Source organism: Pseudomonas sp. S3_B08 (genome assembly GCF_054667725.1).
Genome location: NZ_CP162750.1, coordinates 4,569,933 through 4,586,992, shown reverse-complemented (window position 1 = coordinate 4,586,992; position 17,060 = coordinate 4,569,933). Strand labels below are relative to the sequence as shown.

Below are 17,060 nucleotides of genomic sequence, written 5' to 3'. Positions count from 1 at the left end.
TGCGCTTGTGAGGCAGTTCGTCTTGCTGACTTAACAGAGGCGATTCGCCCTATGTCGAAACTTTGGCCATTTTTTCGCACCAATCACCTTCCCTCTGAAGTAATTCCCCGGCAATCTCGGTCTACCCCTATCAACGGAACGGGCGGGAGGCTTCAGATGGTGCAGTTGTGTTCGATCGAACAGGCGGTGGACGACGTGCTGGCGCGTTTGCCTGCGCACATCCACATGGGCCTGCCGCTGGGGTTGGGCAAGCCGAATCACTTCGTTAACGCGCTATACCGGCGCATCAAGGGCCTGCCCGAGCGGCAGCTGACGATCTATACCGCGCTGTGCCTCGGTCGGCCGAATCTGGGCGATGGGTTGCAGAAGCGCTTTATCGAGCCTTTCGTCGAACGCGTGTTTGGTGATTATCCGGAGTTTGATTTTCTCGCCGATCTCCAGCATGACAGCCTGCCCGCCAACATCCGAATCCAACAGTTCTTCATGCAGCCGGGCAGTCTGCTCAACAGCGCGCCGGCGCAGCAGGATTACGTCAGCAGCAATTACAGCCATGCTGCCCGCGACATCAATGCGGCGGGCCTGAACCTTGTGGCGCAACTGCTGGCCAGCAACAGTGAGCATCCCGATCGTCTGAGCCTGAGCTGCAACCCGGACATCACCCTCGACCTGCTGCCGATGATCGCCAAGCGCCGCGAGGCGGGGGAGACCATTGTGCTGGTCGGCCAGGTCCATACGGATCTGCCGTACATGCCCGGCGATGCGGAAGTCGATATCGACACGTTTGATCTGCTGATCGACGAAAAGGACAGCAGCACGCTGTTTTCCACGCCGAACATGCCGGTGGGCTTTCAGGATCATTTCATTGGTTTGCACGCCAGTGCGCTGGTGCGCGATGGTGGTACATTGCAAATTGGTATCGGCTCGATGGGGGATGCGTTGACTGCTGCGCTACTCGCGCGGCAGGCCGATAACGCCGGCTATCAGGCGGTGCTCGATGACATCAACCTCAGCCAATGGGCGCAATTGATTCAGCGCGAGGGCGGCACCGCGCCATTTGCCAAAGGCCTCTACGGTTGCAGCGAGATGTTCGTCAACGGGCTGCTGGTTTTGGCGGATGCCGGGATCATCCGGCGCAAGGTCTATCCGGATGTGCCGACCCAAGAGCAGGCCAACGCCGGCAGCCTAGATGAAGCGGCACAGCCTGACGGTATCTGCGTCCACGGCGGCTTCTTCCTCGGCCCGCGCAGCTTTTATGAACGGCTGCGCGAGTTGCCGCAAAGCAAGCTGCTGGAATTCAACATGACCCGTATCAGCTACATCAACGAGCTGTACGGCCAGGAAGAGCTCAAGCGCTTGCAGCGCATCGATGCGCGCTTCATCAACACCGTGTTCACCATGACTCTGCTCGGCGCCGGCGTGGCTGATCAATTGGCAGACGGACGCGTGCTCAGCGGGGTTGGCGGCCAGTACAACTTTGTTGCTCAGGGCCATGCGCTGGAGGGCGCGCGATCGATGTTGATCCTGCGCAGCTGGCGCGAATCGGGCGGCGAGGTCAGTTCCAATATCGTCTGGGACTACGGCCACTGCACGATCCCGCGGCACCTGCGCGACATCGTCGTCACCGAGTACGGCATCGCCGACCTGCGCGGAAAATCCGACGCAGCGGTGATCGAAGCGCTGCTCAACATCAGCGATTCTCGCTTCCAGCCGGGACTGATCGAACAGGCGCAGAAAGTCGGCAAGCTGCCAAAGGATTTCCGTATCGATCCACGGTTTGCCGATAACACACCGCAACGCTTGCAGGCGATTGCCGCGCGACATCCGAACCTGTTTCCGGAGTATCCGCTGGGCTGTGATTTCACTGTGATCGAACGGGATCTGCTGCGGGCGCTGAACTGGCTGAAGAGCAAGTTCAAGCTGACTGAGATTCTGGAATTGGGCAAGGCAGCGCTGGATGCGCCGGAGGCCTCAACGTTCCCGGAACACCTTGAGCGGATGCAGCTGACCAATCCGGAGGGGTTGAAGGAAGACCTTTTCCAGCGGCTGCTCCTCACCGGCTTAAAAGCCACCACGCAATAACTGACCACCCCCAGAACCCCCTGTGGGAGCGAGCCTGCTCGCGAAAGCGGTGTGTCATTCACTCAACAGGGTGACTGACACAATGCATTCGCGAGCAGGCTCGCTCCCACAGGGGAAACTCGGTGCCGCTGGTTACTCGATGAAGGTAACGACGCCATCCTTCAGCGATTTCACCCGGGCCAGCGACTCGACGCGGTAGCCCTGCGAGTCCAGTTCGGCGCGGCCGCCCTGGAACGACTTTTCGATAACGATGCCCAGACCGGCGACGGTGGCGCCGGCCTGTTTGATGATCGAGATCAGCGCTTGCGAGGCCTTACCGTTGGCCAGGAAGTCGTCGATGATCAGCACGCGGTCGCTGCTGGTCAGGTGGCGCGGGGAAATGGCCACGGTGCTTTCGGTCTTCTTGGTGAACGAGTAGACGGTCGCCGAGAGCAGGTTTTCAGTCAGGGTCAGCGACTGTTGCTTGCGGGCGAAGATCACCGGCACGCCGAGGTTCAGACCGGTCATGATCGCCGGGGCGATGCCCGAGGCTTCGATGGTGACGATCTTGGTGATCCCGGAGTCCTTGAAGAGCGCGGCGAATTCGTCACCGATCAGCTTCATCAGGGCCGGGTCGATCTGGTGGTTCAGGAAAGCGTCGACTTTCAGGACCTGATCGGAAAGCACGATGCCTTCTTCGCGGATTTTTTTGTGCAGTGCTTCCACAACAGCTTCCTCTGGTGGCGCGATGGGCGCCGAAGGTAGATTAAAAAGTAGTCGATTCTAGCGCTTTAACATCGCGCGTATATCGGCCAATGCGCTATTACCACGCACGGCTTTGACTTCAGTCGGGGTGTCGTCGTTGCCTTCCCAGGCCAGATCGTCCGGCGGCAGCTCATCCAGAAAGCGGCTCGGCGCGCAGTCGATGATTTCGCCGTACTGCTTGCGCTTGGCTGCGAAGGTGAATGCCAGGGTCTGGCGGGCGCGGGTGATGCCCACGTAGGCCAGGCGGCGTTCTTCTTCGATGGTGTCGGCTTCGATGCTGGAGCGGTGCGGGAGGATTTCCTCTTCCATGCCCATGATGAACACGTAGGGAAATTCCAGCCCTTTGGAGGCGTGCAGCGTCATCATTTGCACACCTTCGGCGCCGTCCTCTTCTTCCTGCTGGCGCTCGAGCATGTCGCGCAGCACCAGTTTGCCGATGGCGTCCTCGACGGTCATTTCGCCGTCTTCGTCTTTTTCGAGGGTGTTTTTCAACGCCTCGATCAGGAACCAGACGTTGCCCATGCGGTAGTCCGCCGCCTTGTCGCTGGAGCTGTTGGTGCGCAGCCAGTTCTCGTAGTCGATGTCCATGACCATGCTGCGCAGCGCCGAAATCGGATCTTCGCCGGCGCACTGCTCGCGAACCTTGTCCATGAAGCGCTTGAAGCGCGCCAGGCGATCGGTGAAGCGGCTGTCGAGATGTTCGCCCAGACCGATTTCGTCGGTGGCGGCGTACATCGAGATCTTGCGCTCGGTGGCGTAGTTGCCGAGCTTTTCCAGGGTGGTCGAGCCGATCTCGCGACGCGGCACGTTGATCACGCGCAGGAAGGCGTTGTCGTCATCCGGATTGACGATCAGGCGGAAGTAAGCCATCAGGTCCTTCACTTCCTGGCGACCGAAGAAGCTGTTGCCGCCGCTCAGGCGATACGGCACTTGGTGGTGCTGCAGCTTCAATTCGATCAGCTTGGCCTGGTAGTTACCGCGATAGAGAATCGCGAAATCGCTGTACGGGCGGTCGGTGCGCAAATGCAGGCTGAGGATTTCCATGGCCACGCGCTCGGCTTCGGCGTCCTCGTTGCGGCAGCGGATCACGCGGATCTCGTCGCCGTGGCCCATCTCGCTCCACAGCTGTTTTTCGAATTCGTGCGGGTTGTTCGAGATCAGCACGTTGGCGCAACGCAGGATGCGGCTGGTGGAGCGGTAGTTCTGCTCCAGCATCACCACTTTCAAGGACGGATAGTCGTCCTTGAGCAGCATCAGGTTTTCCGGACGCGCGCCACGCCAGGCATAGATCGACTGGTCATCGTCGCCCACCACGGTGAACTGGTTGCGCTTGCCGATGAGCATCTTCACCAACAGATACTGACTGGCGTTGGTGTCCTGGTATTCGTCGACGAGCAGGTAACGGACCTTGTTCTGCCACTTTTCGAGAATGTCGGCGTGTTCTTCGAAGAGCTTTACCGGCAGCAGGATCAGGTCATCGAAGTCCACCGCGTTGAACGCCTTGAGCGTGCGCTGGTAGTGGGTGTAGACGATGGCGGCGGTCTGTTCCTTGGGATTGCGCGCGTTTTCCAGGGCCTGGGCGGGCAGGATCAGGTCGTTTTTCCAGGCGCCGATCATGTTCTTGATCTCGTCGACGCCGTCGTCGCCCGCGTATTCCTTCTGCATGATGTCGGTCATCAGGGCTTTGACGTCGGTTTCGTCGAAGATCGAGAAACCGGGTTTGTAGCCCAGCCGCGCATGCTCCTTGCGGATGATGTTCAGGCCCAGGTTGTGGAAGGTGCAGACGGTCAGGCCACGCCCTTCGCCGGCACGCAACAGGGTGCCGACCCGCTCTTTCATTTCGCGCGCGGCCTTGTTGGTAAAGGTCATGGCGACGATGTACTGGGCGCGGATGCCGCAGTTCTGGATCAGGTGCGCGATCTTGCGCGTGATCACGCTGGTCTTGCCGGAGCCAGCACCGGCGAGCACCAATAGAGGGCCGCCGACGTAGTTCACGGCTTCTTGCTGCCGGGGATTGAGTCGGGACATACGAAAATTCGGGAGTCGTTGACGAAATGGGCCGGCATTTTAACAGGCTCAGCGATTTGTGCTGCTCTGTCCGACTTGTGACGCAACACGCGATTCAAATTTGCCGGTTTTGTTACTTTCACGCAGGATACGCGGGGATTTTGCGGCTAATGTTCTCATTCGTGACACAAAATAACGTTTAGAGGTCGTTGTCATCAGACAACGCATTGGTCATTGTTCAGCACACCGGCATAATGCCCCGCCTACATCATTGCAGAGTCTAGGGAGTCAGCTTGTCTACGCCTGTCGAACCCTTGCGTTTGCTGCTACTGGCCGAAGAGCCAGCGTGGACAGCGTTGTTGCGTGAGTGTCTGGCTCCGATGGGGAGCGCGGCGGTGCTGATCAGTGCGCCGAACTGGGATTCGGTCAGCCGCCTGTTCGAGGACAACCGCCACGCGGTACTGCTGACCCTGCCAGCGTTGCAACCGCCGCCCGGGCGTTGCAGCCTGCCGACCGTTCTGCTGCTGGAGCACGAGCCGGCCACCGCGCCGGTCGGTGTCAGCGACTGGCTGGTGTTCGACGCTCTCGACGCCGGCATGCTCCAGCGCTGCCTGCGCCATGTGCGCGAGCGCGGCGTGCTGGAAAACACTCTCCAGCGCCTCGCCGAACAGGACCCGCTGACCGGCATCGCCAATCGCCAGGGCTTTCAGACCCTGCTTACTGCGCGTCTTGCCGAGGGCGACGGGCGCGGTCTTGCCCTAGGCCATCTCGATCTCGACAACTTCCGCCATGCCAACGATGCCCTTGGTCATCAGGCCGGCGATCGCTTGATCCTGCAAGTTGTCGCGCGCCTGAAAAGTCAGCTGGAGGCCGGCGATCAACTGGCACGGCTGGGCAGCGATGAATTCGCTCTGCTGATCGATACCCGCCGCGCGCCGCAACGCGCCGAGTGGATGGCCGAACGCATCACTGAGGCGTTGGCCGAACCTTATTGGGTCGACGGCGAGAGCCTGCTGATCGGCTCCAGCCTTGGCATCGCCCATGCCCGCGCCAATGGCGGCGCCGATCCATTGATGTGGCACGCGCACATCGCCATGCAGCAGGCCAAGAGCACGCAGGGCTGCACCTTTCATATCTTCAACGAACGCATCAATCGCAACGCGCGGAGCATGGCCGATCTCGAAAGCGAGCTGCGCCGGGCCTTGCGCCGCGATGAGCTGGAACTGCATTACCAGCCACGCCTGAATCTTGAGGACGGCCAGATTGTCGGCCTCGAAGCGCTGGTGCGCTGGCGTCATGGCGAGCGCGGTCTGTTGCCACCGAGCGAGTTCGTCCCGCTGGCCGAGCAGAGCGGTCTGATCGTGCCATTGGGTTACTGGGTGATTTCTCGCGCCTTGCGCGACATGCAGGCTTTGCGCGAGCAGGGTCTGCCGGCGCTGCACATGGCGATCAACCTGTCGTTCCGCCAGTTTCAGGACAGCCAGTTGCTGCCGACACTCAGCCGTCTGATTGCCGAGCGCGGCGTCGAGGCGCAGTGGCTGGAATTCGAACTGACCGAAACCGCGGTAATGCGGCGCAGCGATCTGGTCAAACAGACCATGGATGCGCTCGGCCGCCTCGGTGTGCGCTTCTCCCTGGACGATTTCGGCACCGGGTTTTCGTCGTTCGTGCACCTCAACAGCCTGCCCATCACCTTGCTGAAGATCGACAAGAGTTTTGTCGGCGGCATGGAACAGCGCGAAGAGAACCGCAAACTGGTGCACGCGATGATCAACCTCGCGCACAACCTGCATCTGGAAGTGGTCGCCGAGGGCGTCGAGACGCCGGAGCAACTGGAGTTGTTGCGCGGGTTCGGCTGCGATCAGGTGCAGGGTTATCTGATCAGCCGGCCGTTGCCGTTGGATGAGCTGGTGGAATATCTGACGTCTGGATCGAACCAGCAGCCGGCCCTGGAAATCGTCGGTTGATCACAATTGTTGCGGCCGGCGCAAATCCCCGTGGGAGCGAGCCTGCTCGCGAAGGCGTTATGTCAGCTGAATGATCTGGGCCTGGCACTCGGTCTTCGCGAGCAGGCTCGCTCCCACAAAGGAAACCCTCATTCGGCCTGGGGGATGTTGAAACCTTGAGCTTGCGGCTCGCGCCGAATCATCCGCTTCATCTTCCATTCGAATGCCAGCGTCAGGCTCACCGCCGCACACGCCAGGCCCAGCGCCAATCCCCACCAGACGCCCGTCGGCCCCCAGTTCAAATGGAACGCCATCCACCACGCCGCCGGTGCGCCAATCAGCCAATAGCAAGCCAGCCCCACGAGAAACGTAGTCTTGGCATCCTTGAGCCCGCGAATACAGCCCATGGCAATCGTCTGCGTGCCGTCGAACAGCTCGAACCACGCCGCTACTGCCAGCAGGCTCACCGCCAGACGGATCACCTCGGCAAACGCCGGGTCATTATGGTCCAGGAACAGGCCGACCAACTGGTTCGGCCACAGCCAGAACACCAGGGCGAAGCCGAGCATCACCACGGCGCCGAAAGCGATACCGACACGCCCGGACATCCGTGCATCGACCAGTTGCCCGGCGCCGTAGTGTTGGCCGACGCGCATGGTGATGGCATAGGACATCCCGGCCGGGACCATGAAGGCCACCGACACGATCTGCAGGGCGATCTGATGCGCACCCATTTGCGTACTGCCCATGGTGCCCATGCACAACGCGGCAAAGGCAAACAGCCCGACTTCCACCGCATAGGTGCCGCCAATCGGCAGGCCCAGGCGCCAGAGTTCTTTCAGGTATTGCCGGTTCGGCCGCGACAGACCGGCGCGCAACGGATAAGCGTCATAAGCCGGATGCCGACGGATATGCCAGGCCAGCGCCAGTGCCATGCAGTTGGCGACAATCGCCGTGACCAGACCGATGCCGGTCAGACCCAGTTGCGGCAGGCCGAACATGCCGGTGATCAGCGCGTAGTTGAGCAGGAAGTTGGCCACCGTGCCGGCGAGGCTGATGACCATCACTGGCGTCGCCCGGCCGATTGCACTGGTAAAGCCGCGCAGCGCCATGAAGCTCAGATAACCGGGCAGGGCGAAGGGCAGGGCGATGAGGAATTGCCCGGCGGCGTTGACGTTGGTTTCGGTCTGGCCGAACAGCAGCAACACCGGTTTGAGGTTCCACAACAGCAGCCCGGCGCCGAGGGCCATCAGCCAGGCCAGCCACAACCCGGCCTGGGTCAGGCGCGCGGCACCGATGATGTCGCCGGCACCCTGACGGATCGCCACCAGAGTGCCGACCGCTGCAATCACGCCGATGCAGAAAATCGACACGAACGAGTAGCTCGCCGCACCGAGGCCGCCCCCGGCCAGCGCCTCGGGGCTCAGGCGCGCCATCATCAGAGTATCGGTCAGCACCATCAGCATGTGCGCCAACTGCGAAGCAATCAGCGGCCCCGCCAGCCGCAGGATGGCCCAGAGTTCGGTACGCACAGGATGCTGCATGGTCATCACCACCCAAATATCAGAGGAAGCAGAAGAGCGTCGATTCTCGGCGCTTGGCAGGCTTTGCACAAAGGGATAAAAAGGATGGGTGGCATGATTAATACTCATCCTGAAACGTACCCGCCGGATTGGCTATATCCCCGCTACTGGAGCTTTTTGTATGTCCCGACGCCTTCCGCCGTTGTATGCCCTTCGCGCATTCGAAGCGGCAGCGCGACACAGCTCGTTCACCCGCGCGGCGGAAGAATTGTCGATCACCCAGAGCGCGGTCAGTCGGCACATGCGCACCCTTGAAGAACACTTCGCCTGCCGGCTGTTTCATCGCAGCGGGCGCAACCTGCAACTGACCGAATCGGCACGGCTGCTGCTACCCGGAATCCGCGAAGGCTTCGCCGCCCTTGAGCGCGCCTGCAATACCTTGCGTGCCGAGGACGACATCCTGCGCATGAAAGCGCCATCGACCCTGACCATGCGTTGGCTGCTGGCGCGGTTGAGTCGCTTCCGCCATTTGCAGCCGGGCAATGAGGTGCAACTGACCAGCGCATGGATGGATATCGATTCGGTGGACTTCAACAATGAACCGTTCGATTGCGCGGTGTTGCTCAGTGACGGGCATTTCCCGCCGGACTGGGAAGCGAGCCTGCTGTTTCCCGAGGAATTGATTCCGGTCGGTGCGCCGAACCTGCTCAATGATCAACCTTGGGACGTAGCGCGTCTGGCGACCGCCGAACTGCTGCACCCGACCCCCGATCGCCGCGACTGGCGCAGTTGGCTGGAGCGCATGGGCCTGTCCGATCAGGTCTCGCTCAAGGGCGGGCAAGTGTTCGATACGCTGGAGCTGGGCATGATCGCGGCGGCGCGCGGCTACGGCGTTTCGATGGGTGATCTGTTGATGGTTGCCGAAGATGTTGCGCAGGGGCGCTTGAGCCTGCCGTGGCCAACGGCCGTCGCCAGTGGCCTGAATTATTACCTGGTCTGGCCGAAACCGCGTCCGGGAGGTGAACGTTTGCGCCGCCTCAGCGATTTTCTGCAGAGCGAAGTCCGCGCCATGCAACTGCCGGCGGTGGCGCGCTTGAGCTGAAACGTTCGAGCCGGCACAATGCCACTACTGCGCCATACCCACGCAATGCGCTCAAGTATTCGGTTTTACCGCCGACTACGAGCTTGTGGAACCGTCGTGCCGGTTTCGCGCTACACCCCACTATTAGAATATTTTCCGGGCAATTACCGCGATCAAGGAGGATTCGGTGGCTCGGCCAGGAGCTGTTCATGTCTCAACCTCGTGCTCGGATCGCCTCGCAGCTGGGTCTTGCCCTTGCTGTGATACTGGCGATAGTCATCAGCGGCAGTACGGTGTTCGCCTTGCGTTCGCTGGATTCCGCCAACCTCGCCACCCGTGAAGAGCATCTGGCCAGTGAGGCCCGGCTGCTGGCCGATCAACTGAGTACCTTCCACGGTACGCTGCGCGAAAGCACCCTGCGCCTGAGCGGTCTGTTCGAAAAACGCTTCGGCAGTGGCCTGAGTGTGCACCCTGATCAGCCAGTGACCGTGGCCGGCGTGCAGACCCCGGGTCTGCATCTGGGCAACGAAGTGCTGAACAACAACTTCAAGGAAGTTGACGAGTTCAAGCAGATGACTGCCGGCGTGGCTACGGTGTTCGTGCGCAGCGGCGAAGACTTCATTCGCGTCAGCACCAACGTCAGCAAGCAGGACGGCACCCGTGCCATCGGCACCGTGCTCGATCATGCCAACCCGGCCTACGCGAAGTTGATGGCGGGGCAGAGTTATGTCGGTCGCTCGCTGCTGTTCGAGCGCTACTACATGTCGCAGTACACACCGGTGCGCGATGCGGGCGGCAAGATCATCGCCGTGTTGTACGTAGGTTTCGATTACACCGACGCGCAGAACGCGCAGTTCGCCAATCTCAAGCGCTTCCGCATTGGCAAGACCGGCTCGCTGGCCCTGCTCGACGAGCAGAACAAATGGCTGGTGCCGATTGCCGGCGTCGAAAACCTGGATCAAGCCGCCCCGACCATCAACAACCTGGTCAAAACCCCGGGCAAGGGTGAGTTCTGGAGCGACAAGGGCGAGGACTTCTACAGCATCGCCGTGCCGTTCGAAGGTGGCCCTTGGTCGGTGGTGGCGAGCATGCCGAAAGCCGAGATCCGCGCGGTGACCTGGAGCGTCGGTACGCAACTGGCGATCGGCAGCCTGCTGGCGATGTTGCTTGCGGTCGGTTCCGTGGTCTGGCTGCTGCGCAGCAAACTCGCGCCGTTGGGCGATCTGGTGCGTCAGGCTGAGGCCTTGGGTGCTGGTGATCTGAGCGTGCGTCTGAACGTATCGAGCCACGATGAAATCGGGCAGCTGTCCCGCGCGTTCAACCAGATGAGCCAGGCGCTGTCGACCATGGTCGAGCACATCCGCCGCGCTTCGGAAGAGGTCAATAGCCGTGCGCAGGCGCTGTCCGGTTTGTCCGGTGGTGCTTACGAAGGCATGGAGCAACAGTCGGGCGAAATCACCAGCATGGCCGGCGCCGTGGAAGAGTTCAGCGCGACGTCGTTGAACATCGCCGACAACATGGGCGCGACCCAGCGCCTGGCGCAGGAAAACGCTCAGCAGACGCAGATCGGCCGAAGCTCGATGGAAGAAGCGTCGTCGTCGCTGGAGCAGATCGCCGGTGCGCTGAACAGCACCGCCAGCGTGATCAACACGCTGGGGCAGCGTTCTCAGGAAATCGGCGGCATTGTCGGTGTGATCACCTCGATCGCCGAGCAGACCAACCTGTTGGCGCTCAACGCTGCCATCGAAGCCGCTCGTGCCGGTGAACAAGGTCGCGGTTTTGCCGTGGTCGCGGACGAAGTGCGCAGCCTCGCCTCGCGTACCCGTCAGGCGACCGACGAAATCTCCAGCATGATCCACAGCATTCAGCAGGAAACCGGTAATGCGATCAGCACCATGGAACAGGGCAATGTGCTGATGCAGGAAGGTCTGTCGCGCAACGCCAATGTCGCCTCGGCGCTGGCGCGGATTGACGAGCAGAGCCGTTCGGCGGGGCAGCAGTTTGCCGCGATTACCACGGCCACTCAGGAGCAAAGCAGCACTGCAACGTTGCTGAGCAGCAACTTGCAGAGCATCGCCTTGGCCAACAGCGAGCAGCGTGAGGTGGTGTCGAACCTGGCTGTCACCGCGAAAGAGCTGGAGAAGCTGGCGGCGGATCTGCGTTCCGAGGTTGACCGCTTCCGTTGATGCATCTTTGAAACAGCTATCGCGAGCAGGCTCGCTCCCACAGTAGTCGGCGTAATTCACAAATATTGTGAAGGCCCGATGTCCCTGTGGGAGCGAGCCTGCTTGCGAATGCTTTTCTCCCACCTCTTCTTTGCACTTGCTGAAACGTTTCCGCAGCGCTATAAAAATGGCACAACTCCAATAAAGGGCTGCTGCCATGACCCCGCTCAAACTCCTCGTCGCCCTCGGCGCATTCTCTGCCGCTTCTCACGCCATGGCCTGGGACTATGTCCTGCTCGACGCCAGCACTCCGGCAAAAAACCGGACGATCACCAGCGAGCAACTCGGTGTAAAAACCGCCAAACCGTTTTCCGTGACCCTGCGTACTCTGCATGGCGGTCGTCAGGAGGGCGTCAGCATCGTCGACATCGATAACGGCACGATGAAACTCTCGGTGGTGCCGACCCGTGGCATGAACGTGTTGCAGGCCTCGGTGGGCGACGTGCGCATGGGCTGGGATTCGCCGGTCAAGGACGTGGTCAACCCGGCGTTCATCGAGCTCAACGGTCGCGGTGGTCTGGGCTGGCTGGAGGGCTTCAATGAGCTGGTCACCCGTTGCGGTTACGAGTGGGTTGGCCATCCTGGCATGGATAACGGCGAATTGCTGACCTTGCACGGTCGCGCCGCCAACATCCCGGCCAGCACCGTCACTTTGCACATCGACGAGAAGCCGCCGTATGCCATCACGCTGCGTGGCGAGCTGAAAGAGCAGGCATTCAAGAAAGTCGATTTCTCGGTAGCGACCGAACTGGTCACCGAACCGGGCAGCGCAAGCTTCGTCCTTAACGACACTCTGACCAACAACGGCGACTATGCGAAGGAATATCAGGCGCTGTATCACAGCAATTTCAGCACACCGTTTCTTGAGCAAGGGGCAAAATTCGCTGCGCCGGTGAAGCAGGTGTCGCCGTTCAACGACAAGGCCAAGGGTGATCTGCCCGACTGGCAGACCTATCGCGCGCCAACCAAGGATTACGACGAAACCGTCTACAACGTCGTGCCTTACGCCGACGCCAAGGGCGACACCTTGACCGTGTTGCACAACAAGGCCGGTAGTCTCGGCGTATCCGTAGGCTTCAACACCGAGCAGTTGCCGGTGTTCTCGCTGTGGAAAAACACCGACACCCAGGGGCAGGGCTACGTCACCGGCCTGGAACCGGGAACCAGTTTTTCCTACAACCGTCGCTATCAGCGGCCGTTGAATCTGGTGCCGACCATCGCCCCAAAACAGCACAAGCAGTTCCAGATCAGCTACAGCCTGTTGGCGGATAAAGCTGCGGTGGATAACGCCTTGAAGCGCGTGACCGAGATTCAGGCCGGGCGTGATACCGAAGTGCGTCAGGCACCGCTGGTTGATCTGACCGAGCATTAAGGTGTCGCCGGCCGGTATTGCAGTGCCTCGGCCAGATGCTCGCGGGTAATCGCATCGGCCTGCTCGAGATCCGCCAGCGTGCGCGCGACCTTGAGCAGGCGATGCGCCGAGCGCAGCGACAGGATCAGTCGCTCGCAGGCCGCCTCCAGCCATTTCTCGTCAGCTGTGGATAACTTGCAGTGACGCTTGAGCCCCGGCAGATCGAGAAACGCATTGGCACAGCCCTGACGTTTCTGCTGGCGCTCCCGCGCTTCGGCGACCAACGCCGCAGCGCTGGCGCTGTTTTCGCCGGGCTTGGCTGCCGGATTCAACGCGGTTGCCTCCCGCGCCACGGTCAGGTGCAGATCGATACGATCCAGCAGCGGCCCTGACAACTTGTTGCGATAGCGTTGGACCATATCCGGTGTGCACGAGCATTTGCCGCTGGGTTCGCCAAGATATCCACAGGGGCACGGATTCATCGCGGCAACCAATTGAAATCGCGCGGGGAAACGTACGCGATCCTTGGCCCGCGCGATGACGATATGTCCCGACTCCAAAGGCTCGCGTAAAACTTCCAACACCTTGCGATCAAACTCAGGCAACTCATCGAGAAACAGCACGCCGTGGTGGGCGAGGGTGATCTCGCCGGGTTGCGGTTTCGAGCTGCCACCGACCAATGCCGGCCCTGAAGCCGAATGGTGCGGTTGCCTGAACGGCCGCTGCGGCCAGTGAGTCAAGGGAACCCCGCTGGCGACCGATTGAATCGCTGCCACTTCCAGCGCCTCGCATTCGGAAAGCGGCGGCAGCAAACCCGGCAGACGACTGGCCAGCAGCGTCTTGCCGGTTCCCGGTGGCCCGCTGAACAACAAATTGTGAGCTCCCGCTGCGGCAATCAGCAGTGCGCGCTTTGCGGCTGTTTGACCCTGCACTTCGTTGAGGTCGGGATAGGGCTTGGCAGCGTGCATCAAACCATCGGAAACGTAAGGCTCGACCGGCGTGTGCCCATTGAAATGCGCCACCGCTTCCAGCAAATGATCGACCGCAAACACCTTGAGCCCGGATGCCAGGCACGCCTCTTCTGCATTCGCTCGAGGCACCACCAGCGCCCGCCCGGCCTTGCGCGCCGCCAGTGCCGCCGGCAGCACACCACGCACCGGCCGCACGGCACCCGACAGCGCCAACTCACCCAGACATTCCACCTCATCCAGGGTCAGGCAGGGCACCTGCACACTCGCCGACAGAATCCCCAAGGCAATCGCCAGATCAAACCGCCCGCCATCCTTGGGCAGGTCCGCCGGCGCCAGATTCAAGGTGATCCGCCGCGCCGGAAATTGCAGTCCGGAATTGATGATCGCGCTGCGTACGCGATCCTTGCTCTCCTTCACCGCCGCTTCAGGCAGGCCGACCATGGTCAGCGACGGCAGACCGTTGGCCAGATGGACTTCGACGGTAACAGCGGGGGCTTCCACGCCAATCTGGGCGCGACTGTGGACAATGGAGAGGGACATGGTCGTTCCTTGAGCTGAATCGGGGAGCCGCTTCATGCGGGTTTTTGAAGGGTAGTTGAGCCGGGTTTCGGTGCTGAAATAGAGGTTTACAAGACGTATCCAGACCCGATGGGCTGTCACTGCTTGCCTGAATTAGAGCGTTGACTCTCGCACGGCATTGAAGGATCATCCCATTCGAGGACTGCAACTGCGCATTCGTCGGGACTGGGCACCAGCAAAAGCTCCCCCGCATTTTTGGCAGCAGAGAAAGCTGGTTTCTCTGAAGTAGTGACGACGGGCTAGCCTGTCGGATTCTGAACCCAAGGCCGTAAAGCCAGGAGCTAAAGAATCGCTGCGACTACTCCTCAAAAAATACTTAAAAGGCGTCCATCGGACGCCTTTTTTTATTTCTGATTTGGTGGTGCTCGTGGTATCTGCCCCACTAACGTGCCATGTGCACGTTTTTGCGGGTACCAAGTCACCACGAAGTAACCAAATCCTGTGGCGCGCTCGTGTCGCGGTTCAAGAATCAGTGTTCCCATAGATGTCCTCAGTACCGCGACCCTGTTTCCACATCGTTGTTCTTTGAACTCACAATAGATTTGCGCCCCCGGGACGATCATTTTCGCAACAATCGCTGCTACCCCATCGGCAGTCTGGCAACCATGCTTGAGCAAATCGGCACTATGGGCTTCCCAAATGTGCACTACGCCAAAACCACTATTCGCTCGACGGTGAATACCTACCCGCAGATAAATCTTCCCGCCTGGCAAGCCGAATTTTGGCATATCGGGGATCGTGCCAAAGATGTAACCACCATCTGGATGCTGAACCAGCGTGTTTTCTTTGAGCTTGAGCAAATCAGACAAGAGGGATCCAGAACCAGAGTGTCTGGCGATCAATGTGTATCGCCTGGAACTCGACGAATAGGATCGACCAGCGCAGGCGAAAGCCACCAGCCTAATCACAGCGAAGAGCTCACGGAATCAGGCGCAGACGCTGATGTTTGTAGGGCCATGCCCTAATATTTGTAGGACGCTGGCGAAAGGGGTGTGAAGATCTTGTATCCGGAGTCGGATGTTCCAGTTTGGCCACTCAACGCAGCCTCTGGAGGCGAAAAAAAATGGACCGCAGTGGTATGCGCCCGATTCTTCCGGGCGAGGTTCTGAATAAGGAATTCATGGAGCCGTTGAGCATGACCGTCATGGATCTGGCCATGCCCACGAAATGGCCCGAAAGCGAGATCGAAGAGCTTGTGAAATGCCAGCTCAGGATCTGCGCCGATCTGGCAATCAGCCTCGCCATTCAGCTCAACACTACGCCTGAGTTCTGGATGAATCTTCAGTCGACTTACGATTTGCGCAGAGCCCAGCTCCGGCATGCGGGCTCATAGCGATTGCTGCATCCGCGAAGCCCTTTTCCACCATGGCCCTGCCCGGGTCGCCCAACCCTCTGCTGAACATTCAGCATCAGATGAGCTTAGAAACCTGGGCTTTTGGGCGCAATCGGACGGCGGTCATTAAGGTTGTAGGACGTTGCGGGGATGGTTGAAGGGCTGAAGATCAAAAGATCGCAGCCTTCGGCAGCTCCCACAGGGGACGCGAATTATTCAGCGGGCGGTGTCAGCTTCGCTTCCATCTCGGCGACTTTGGCTTCGAGGCTTTCGAGGCGGGCGCGAGTACGCGCCAGCACTACCATCTGACTATCGAACTCTTCCCGGCTGACCAGATCAAGTTTGCTGAAGGCACTTTGCAGCAGCATTTTGAACTGGCTTTCGATTTCGGCTTTCGGCAGCGGGGTTTCGCCGTTGAAGAGGCGGGAGGCGGTGCCGCTCAGGGCGTCGAGGAAGTCTTTGGGCGCGAGCATGGGAAATGTCCTGGAAACAATGGCCGGCAGTGTATCACGCAGTGTCTATAGTCAATCCCGTTGCACGGATGCACGCTTTTCGCGCAGGGGGACGGACGGTGGCGCACCGTTGTTGTGCGTATCGGCAAAAGCTTTTCTGCCCGAGCGCTTGCAACAGGTGCCAAGCGATTGAAATGCAGGGTTTTTGCCGAGCTGGCAAGGTTTCTGCTTAGTCACCCTCGACCCATGCACTGATGCAGTCGCTGTGACGAATGCAGTGCGGCAGACGAAGCGGGGAGTTTCGTCTGATGCGGTTAGCTGGCGTCAACGATGCGTTACAAAGCCAGGCACTGCGCTTAGACTTGAGACGGGTTTGTTTTCCTGGGGCAAGTCCACCAATTCGGGAGAGAGTTTCATGAAGCTAGTCACTGCCATCATCAAGCCGTTCAAGTTGGACGACGTGCGCGAGTCGCTGTCCGAAATCGGCGTGCAGGGCATTACCGTCACTGAAGTCAAAGGCTTCGGCCGGCAGAAGGGTCACACCGAGCTGTATCGCGGCGCGGAATATGTGGTCGATTTTCTGCCCAAGGTGAAAATCGACGTGGCCATCGACGACAAGGATCTGGATCGGGTTATCGAGGCGATAACCAAAGCGGCCAACACCGGCAAGATCGGTGACGGCAAGATCTTCGTGGTCAATCTGGAACAGGCGATCCGCATCCGTACCGGCGAAACCGATACCGACGCGATCTAAGCGCTGCCACAAACC

Annotated in this window: 13 protein-coding genes; 7 read left to right on the top strand and 6 right to left on the bottom strand. The window is 60.3% G+C overall.

Features of this window, described 5'->3' with window-relative positions:
* The first annotated feature begins 156 nt into the window (after positions 1–156).
* Positions 157–2,079 carry an acetyl-CoA hydrolase/transferase C-terminal domain-containing protein gene (locus AB4N73_RS20845; protein ID WP_460142492.1) on the top strand — a complete coding sequence of 641 codons (1,923 nt, stop codon included), beginning with the start codon at positions 157–159 and terminating at the stop codon, positions 2,077–2,079.
* Between the two features lie 132 nt (positions 2,080–2,211).
* On the opposite strand, the gene AB4N73_RS20840 is transcribed toward AB4N73_RS20845, so the two are convergent.
* The gene (locus tag AB4N73_RS20840; protein WP_042607125.1) at positions 2,212–2,784 is read right to left on the bottom strand and encodes a xanthine phosphoribosyltransferase; all 573 of its coding nucleotides are present in this window, start codon (positions 2,782–2,784) and stop codon (positions 2,212–2,214) included.
* 57 nt (positions 2,785–2,841) lie between these two features.
* Positions 2,842–4,851 carry a DNA helicase Rep gene (rep, locus tag AB4N73_RS20835; protein WP_016772574.1) on the bottom strand — a complete coding sequence of 670 codons (2,010 nt, stop codon included), beginning with the start codon at positions 4,849–4,851 and terminating at the stop codon, positions 2,842–2,844.
* Between the two features lie 272 nt (positions 4,852–5,123).
* Between rep and AB4N73_RS20830 the strand changes: the two genes are divergently transcribed.
* Positions 5,124–6,797 carry a putative bifunctional diguanylate cyclase/phosphodiesterase gene (locus AB4N73_RS20830; RefSeq protein WP_056791613.1) on the top strand — a complete coding sequence of 558 codons (1,674 nt, stop codon included), beginning with the start codon at positions 5,124–5,126 and terminating at the stop codon, positions 6,795–6,797.
* A gap of 128 nt (positions 6,798–6,925) precedes the next feature.
* Here the strand turns inward: AB4N73_RS20830 and AB4N73_RS20825 are convergent, their stop codons facing one another.
* Positions 6,926–8,320 carry a NorM family multidrug efflux MATE transporter gene (locus tag AB4N73_RS20825; RefSeq protein ID WP_236167766.1) on the bottom strand — a complete coding sequence of 465 codons (1,395 nt, stop codon included), beginning with the start codon at positions 8,318–8,320 and terminating at the stop codon, positions 6,926–6,928.
* 160 nt (positions 8,321–8,480) lie between these two features.
* Between AB4N73_RS20825 and AB4N73_RS20820 the strand changes: the two genes are divergently transcribed.
* From AB4N73_RS20820 to AB4N73_RS20810, 3 genes are all read left to right on the top strand, one after another.
* On the top strand, positions 8,481–9,401 hold the full coding sequence (locus tag AB4N73_RS20820; protein ID WP_236167765.1) for a LysR substrate-binding domain-containing protein: 921 nt from the start codon (positions 8,481–8,483) through the stop codon (positions 9,399–9,401).
* Positions 9,402–9,589: 188 nt separating this feature from the next.
* Positions 9,590–11,566, top strand: a complete 1,977-nt coding sequence (locus AB4N73_RS20815; protein WP_016772578.1) for a methyl-accepting chemotaxis protein — start codon at positions 9,590–9,592, stop codon at positions 11,564–11,566.
* Between the two features lie 196 nt (positions 11,567–11,762).
* Positions 11,763–12,977 carry an aldose 1-epimerase family protein gene (locus AB4N73_RS20810; protein WP_460142491.1) on the top strand — a complete coding sequence of 405 codons (1,215 nt, stop codon included), beginning with the start codon at positions 11,763–11,765 and terminating at the stop codon, positions 12,975–12,977.
* On the opposite strand, the gene AB4N73_RS20805 is transcribed toward AB4N73_RS20810, so the two are convergent.
* Together AB4N73_RS20805 and AB4N73_RS20800 are read right to left on the bottom strand one after the other, a co-directional pair.
* A complete protein-coding gene (locus AB4N73_RS20805) occupies positions 12,974–14,467 on the bottom strand; it encodes a YifB family Mg chelatase-like AAA ATPase (protein WP_071172128.1) in 1,494 nt (497 codons plus the stop codon). The genes AB4N73_RS20810 and AB4N73_RS20805 overlap by 4 nt on opposite strands.
* Positions 14,468–14,850: 383 nt before the next feature.
* A complete protein-coding gene (locus tag AB4N73_RS20800; RefSeq protein WP_082530345.1) occupies positions 14,851–15,315 on the bottom strand; it encodes a hypothetical protein in 465 nt (154 codons plus the stop codon).
* A gap of 254 nt (positions 15,316–15,569) precedes the next feature.
* Here AB4N73_RS20800 and AB4N73_RS20795 point away from each other — a divergent pair, with 254 nt between their 5' ends.
* Complete coding sequence (locus tag AB4N73_RS20795; RefSeq protein WP_460142490.1) at positions 15,570–15,839, top strand: HigA family addiction module antitoxin; 270 nt, start codon at positions 15,570–15,572, stop codon at positions 15,837–15,839.
* A 212-nt stretch (positions 15,840–16,051) separates the two neighbouring features.
* On the opposite strand, the gene AB4N73_RS20790 is transcribed toward AB4N73_RS20795, so the two are convergent.
* Positions 16,052–16,312 carry an accessory factor UbiK family protein gene (locus AB4N73_RS20790; protein WP_201229224.1) on the bottom strand — a complete coding sequence of 87 codons (261 nt, stop codon included), beginning with the start codon at positions 16,310–16,312 and terminating at the stop codon, positions 16,052–16,054.
* Between the two features lie 394 nt (positions 16,313–16,706).
* Here AB4N73_RS20790 and glnK point away from each other — a divergent pair, with 394 nt between their 5' ends.
* Positions 16,707–17,045 (top strand): P-II family nitrogen regulator, encoded by a 339-nt coding sequence (gene glnK / locus AB4N73_RS20785; protein WP_002555808.1) that lies wholly within the window; start codon positions 16,707–16,709, stop codon positions 17,043–17,045.
* Positions 17,046–17,060 lie beyond the last annotated feature (15 nt).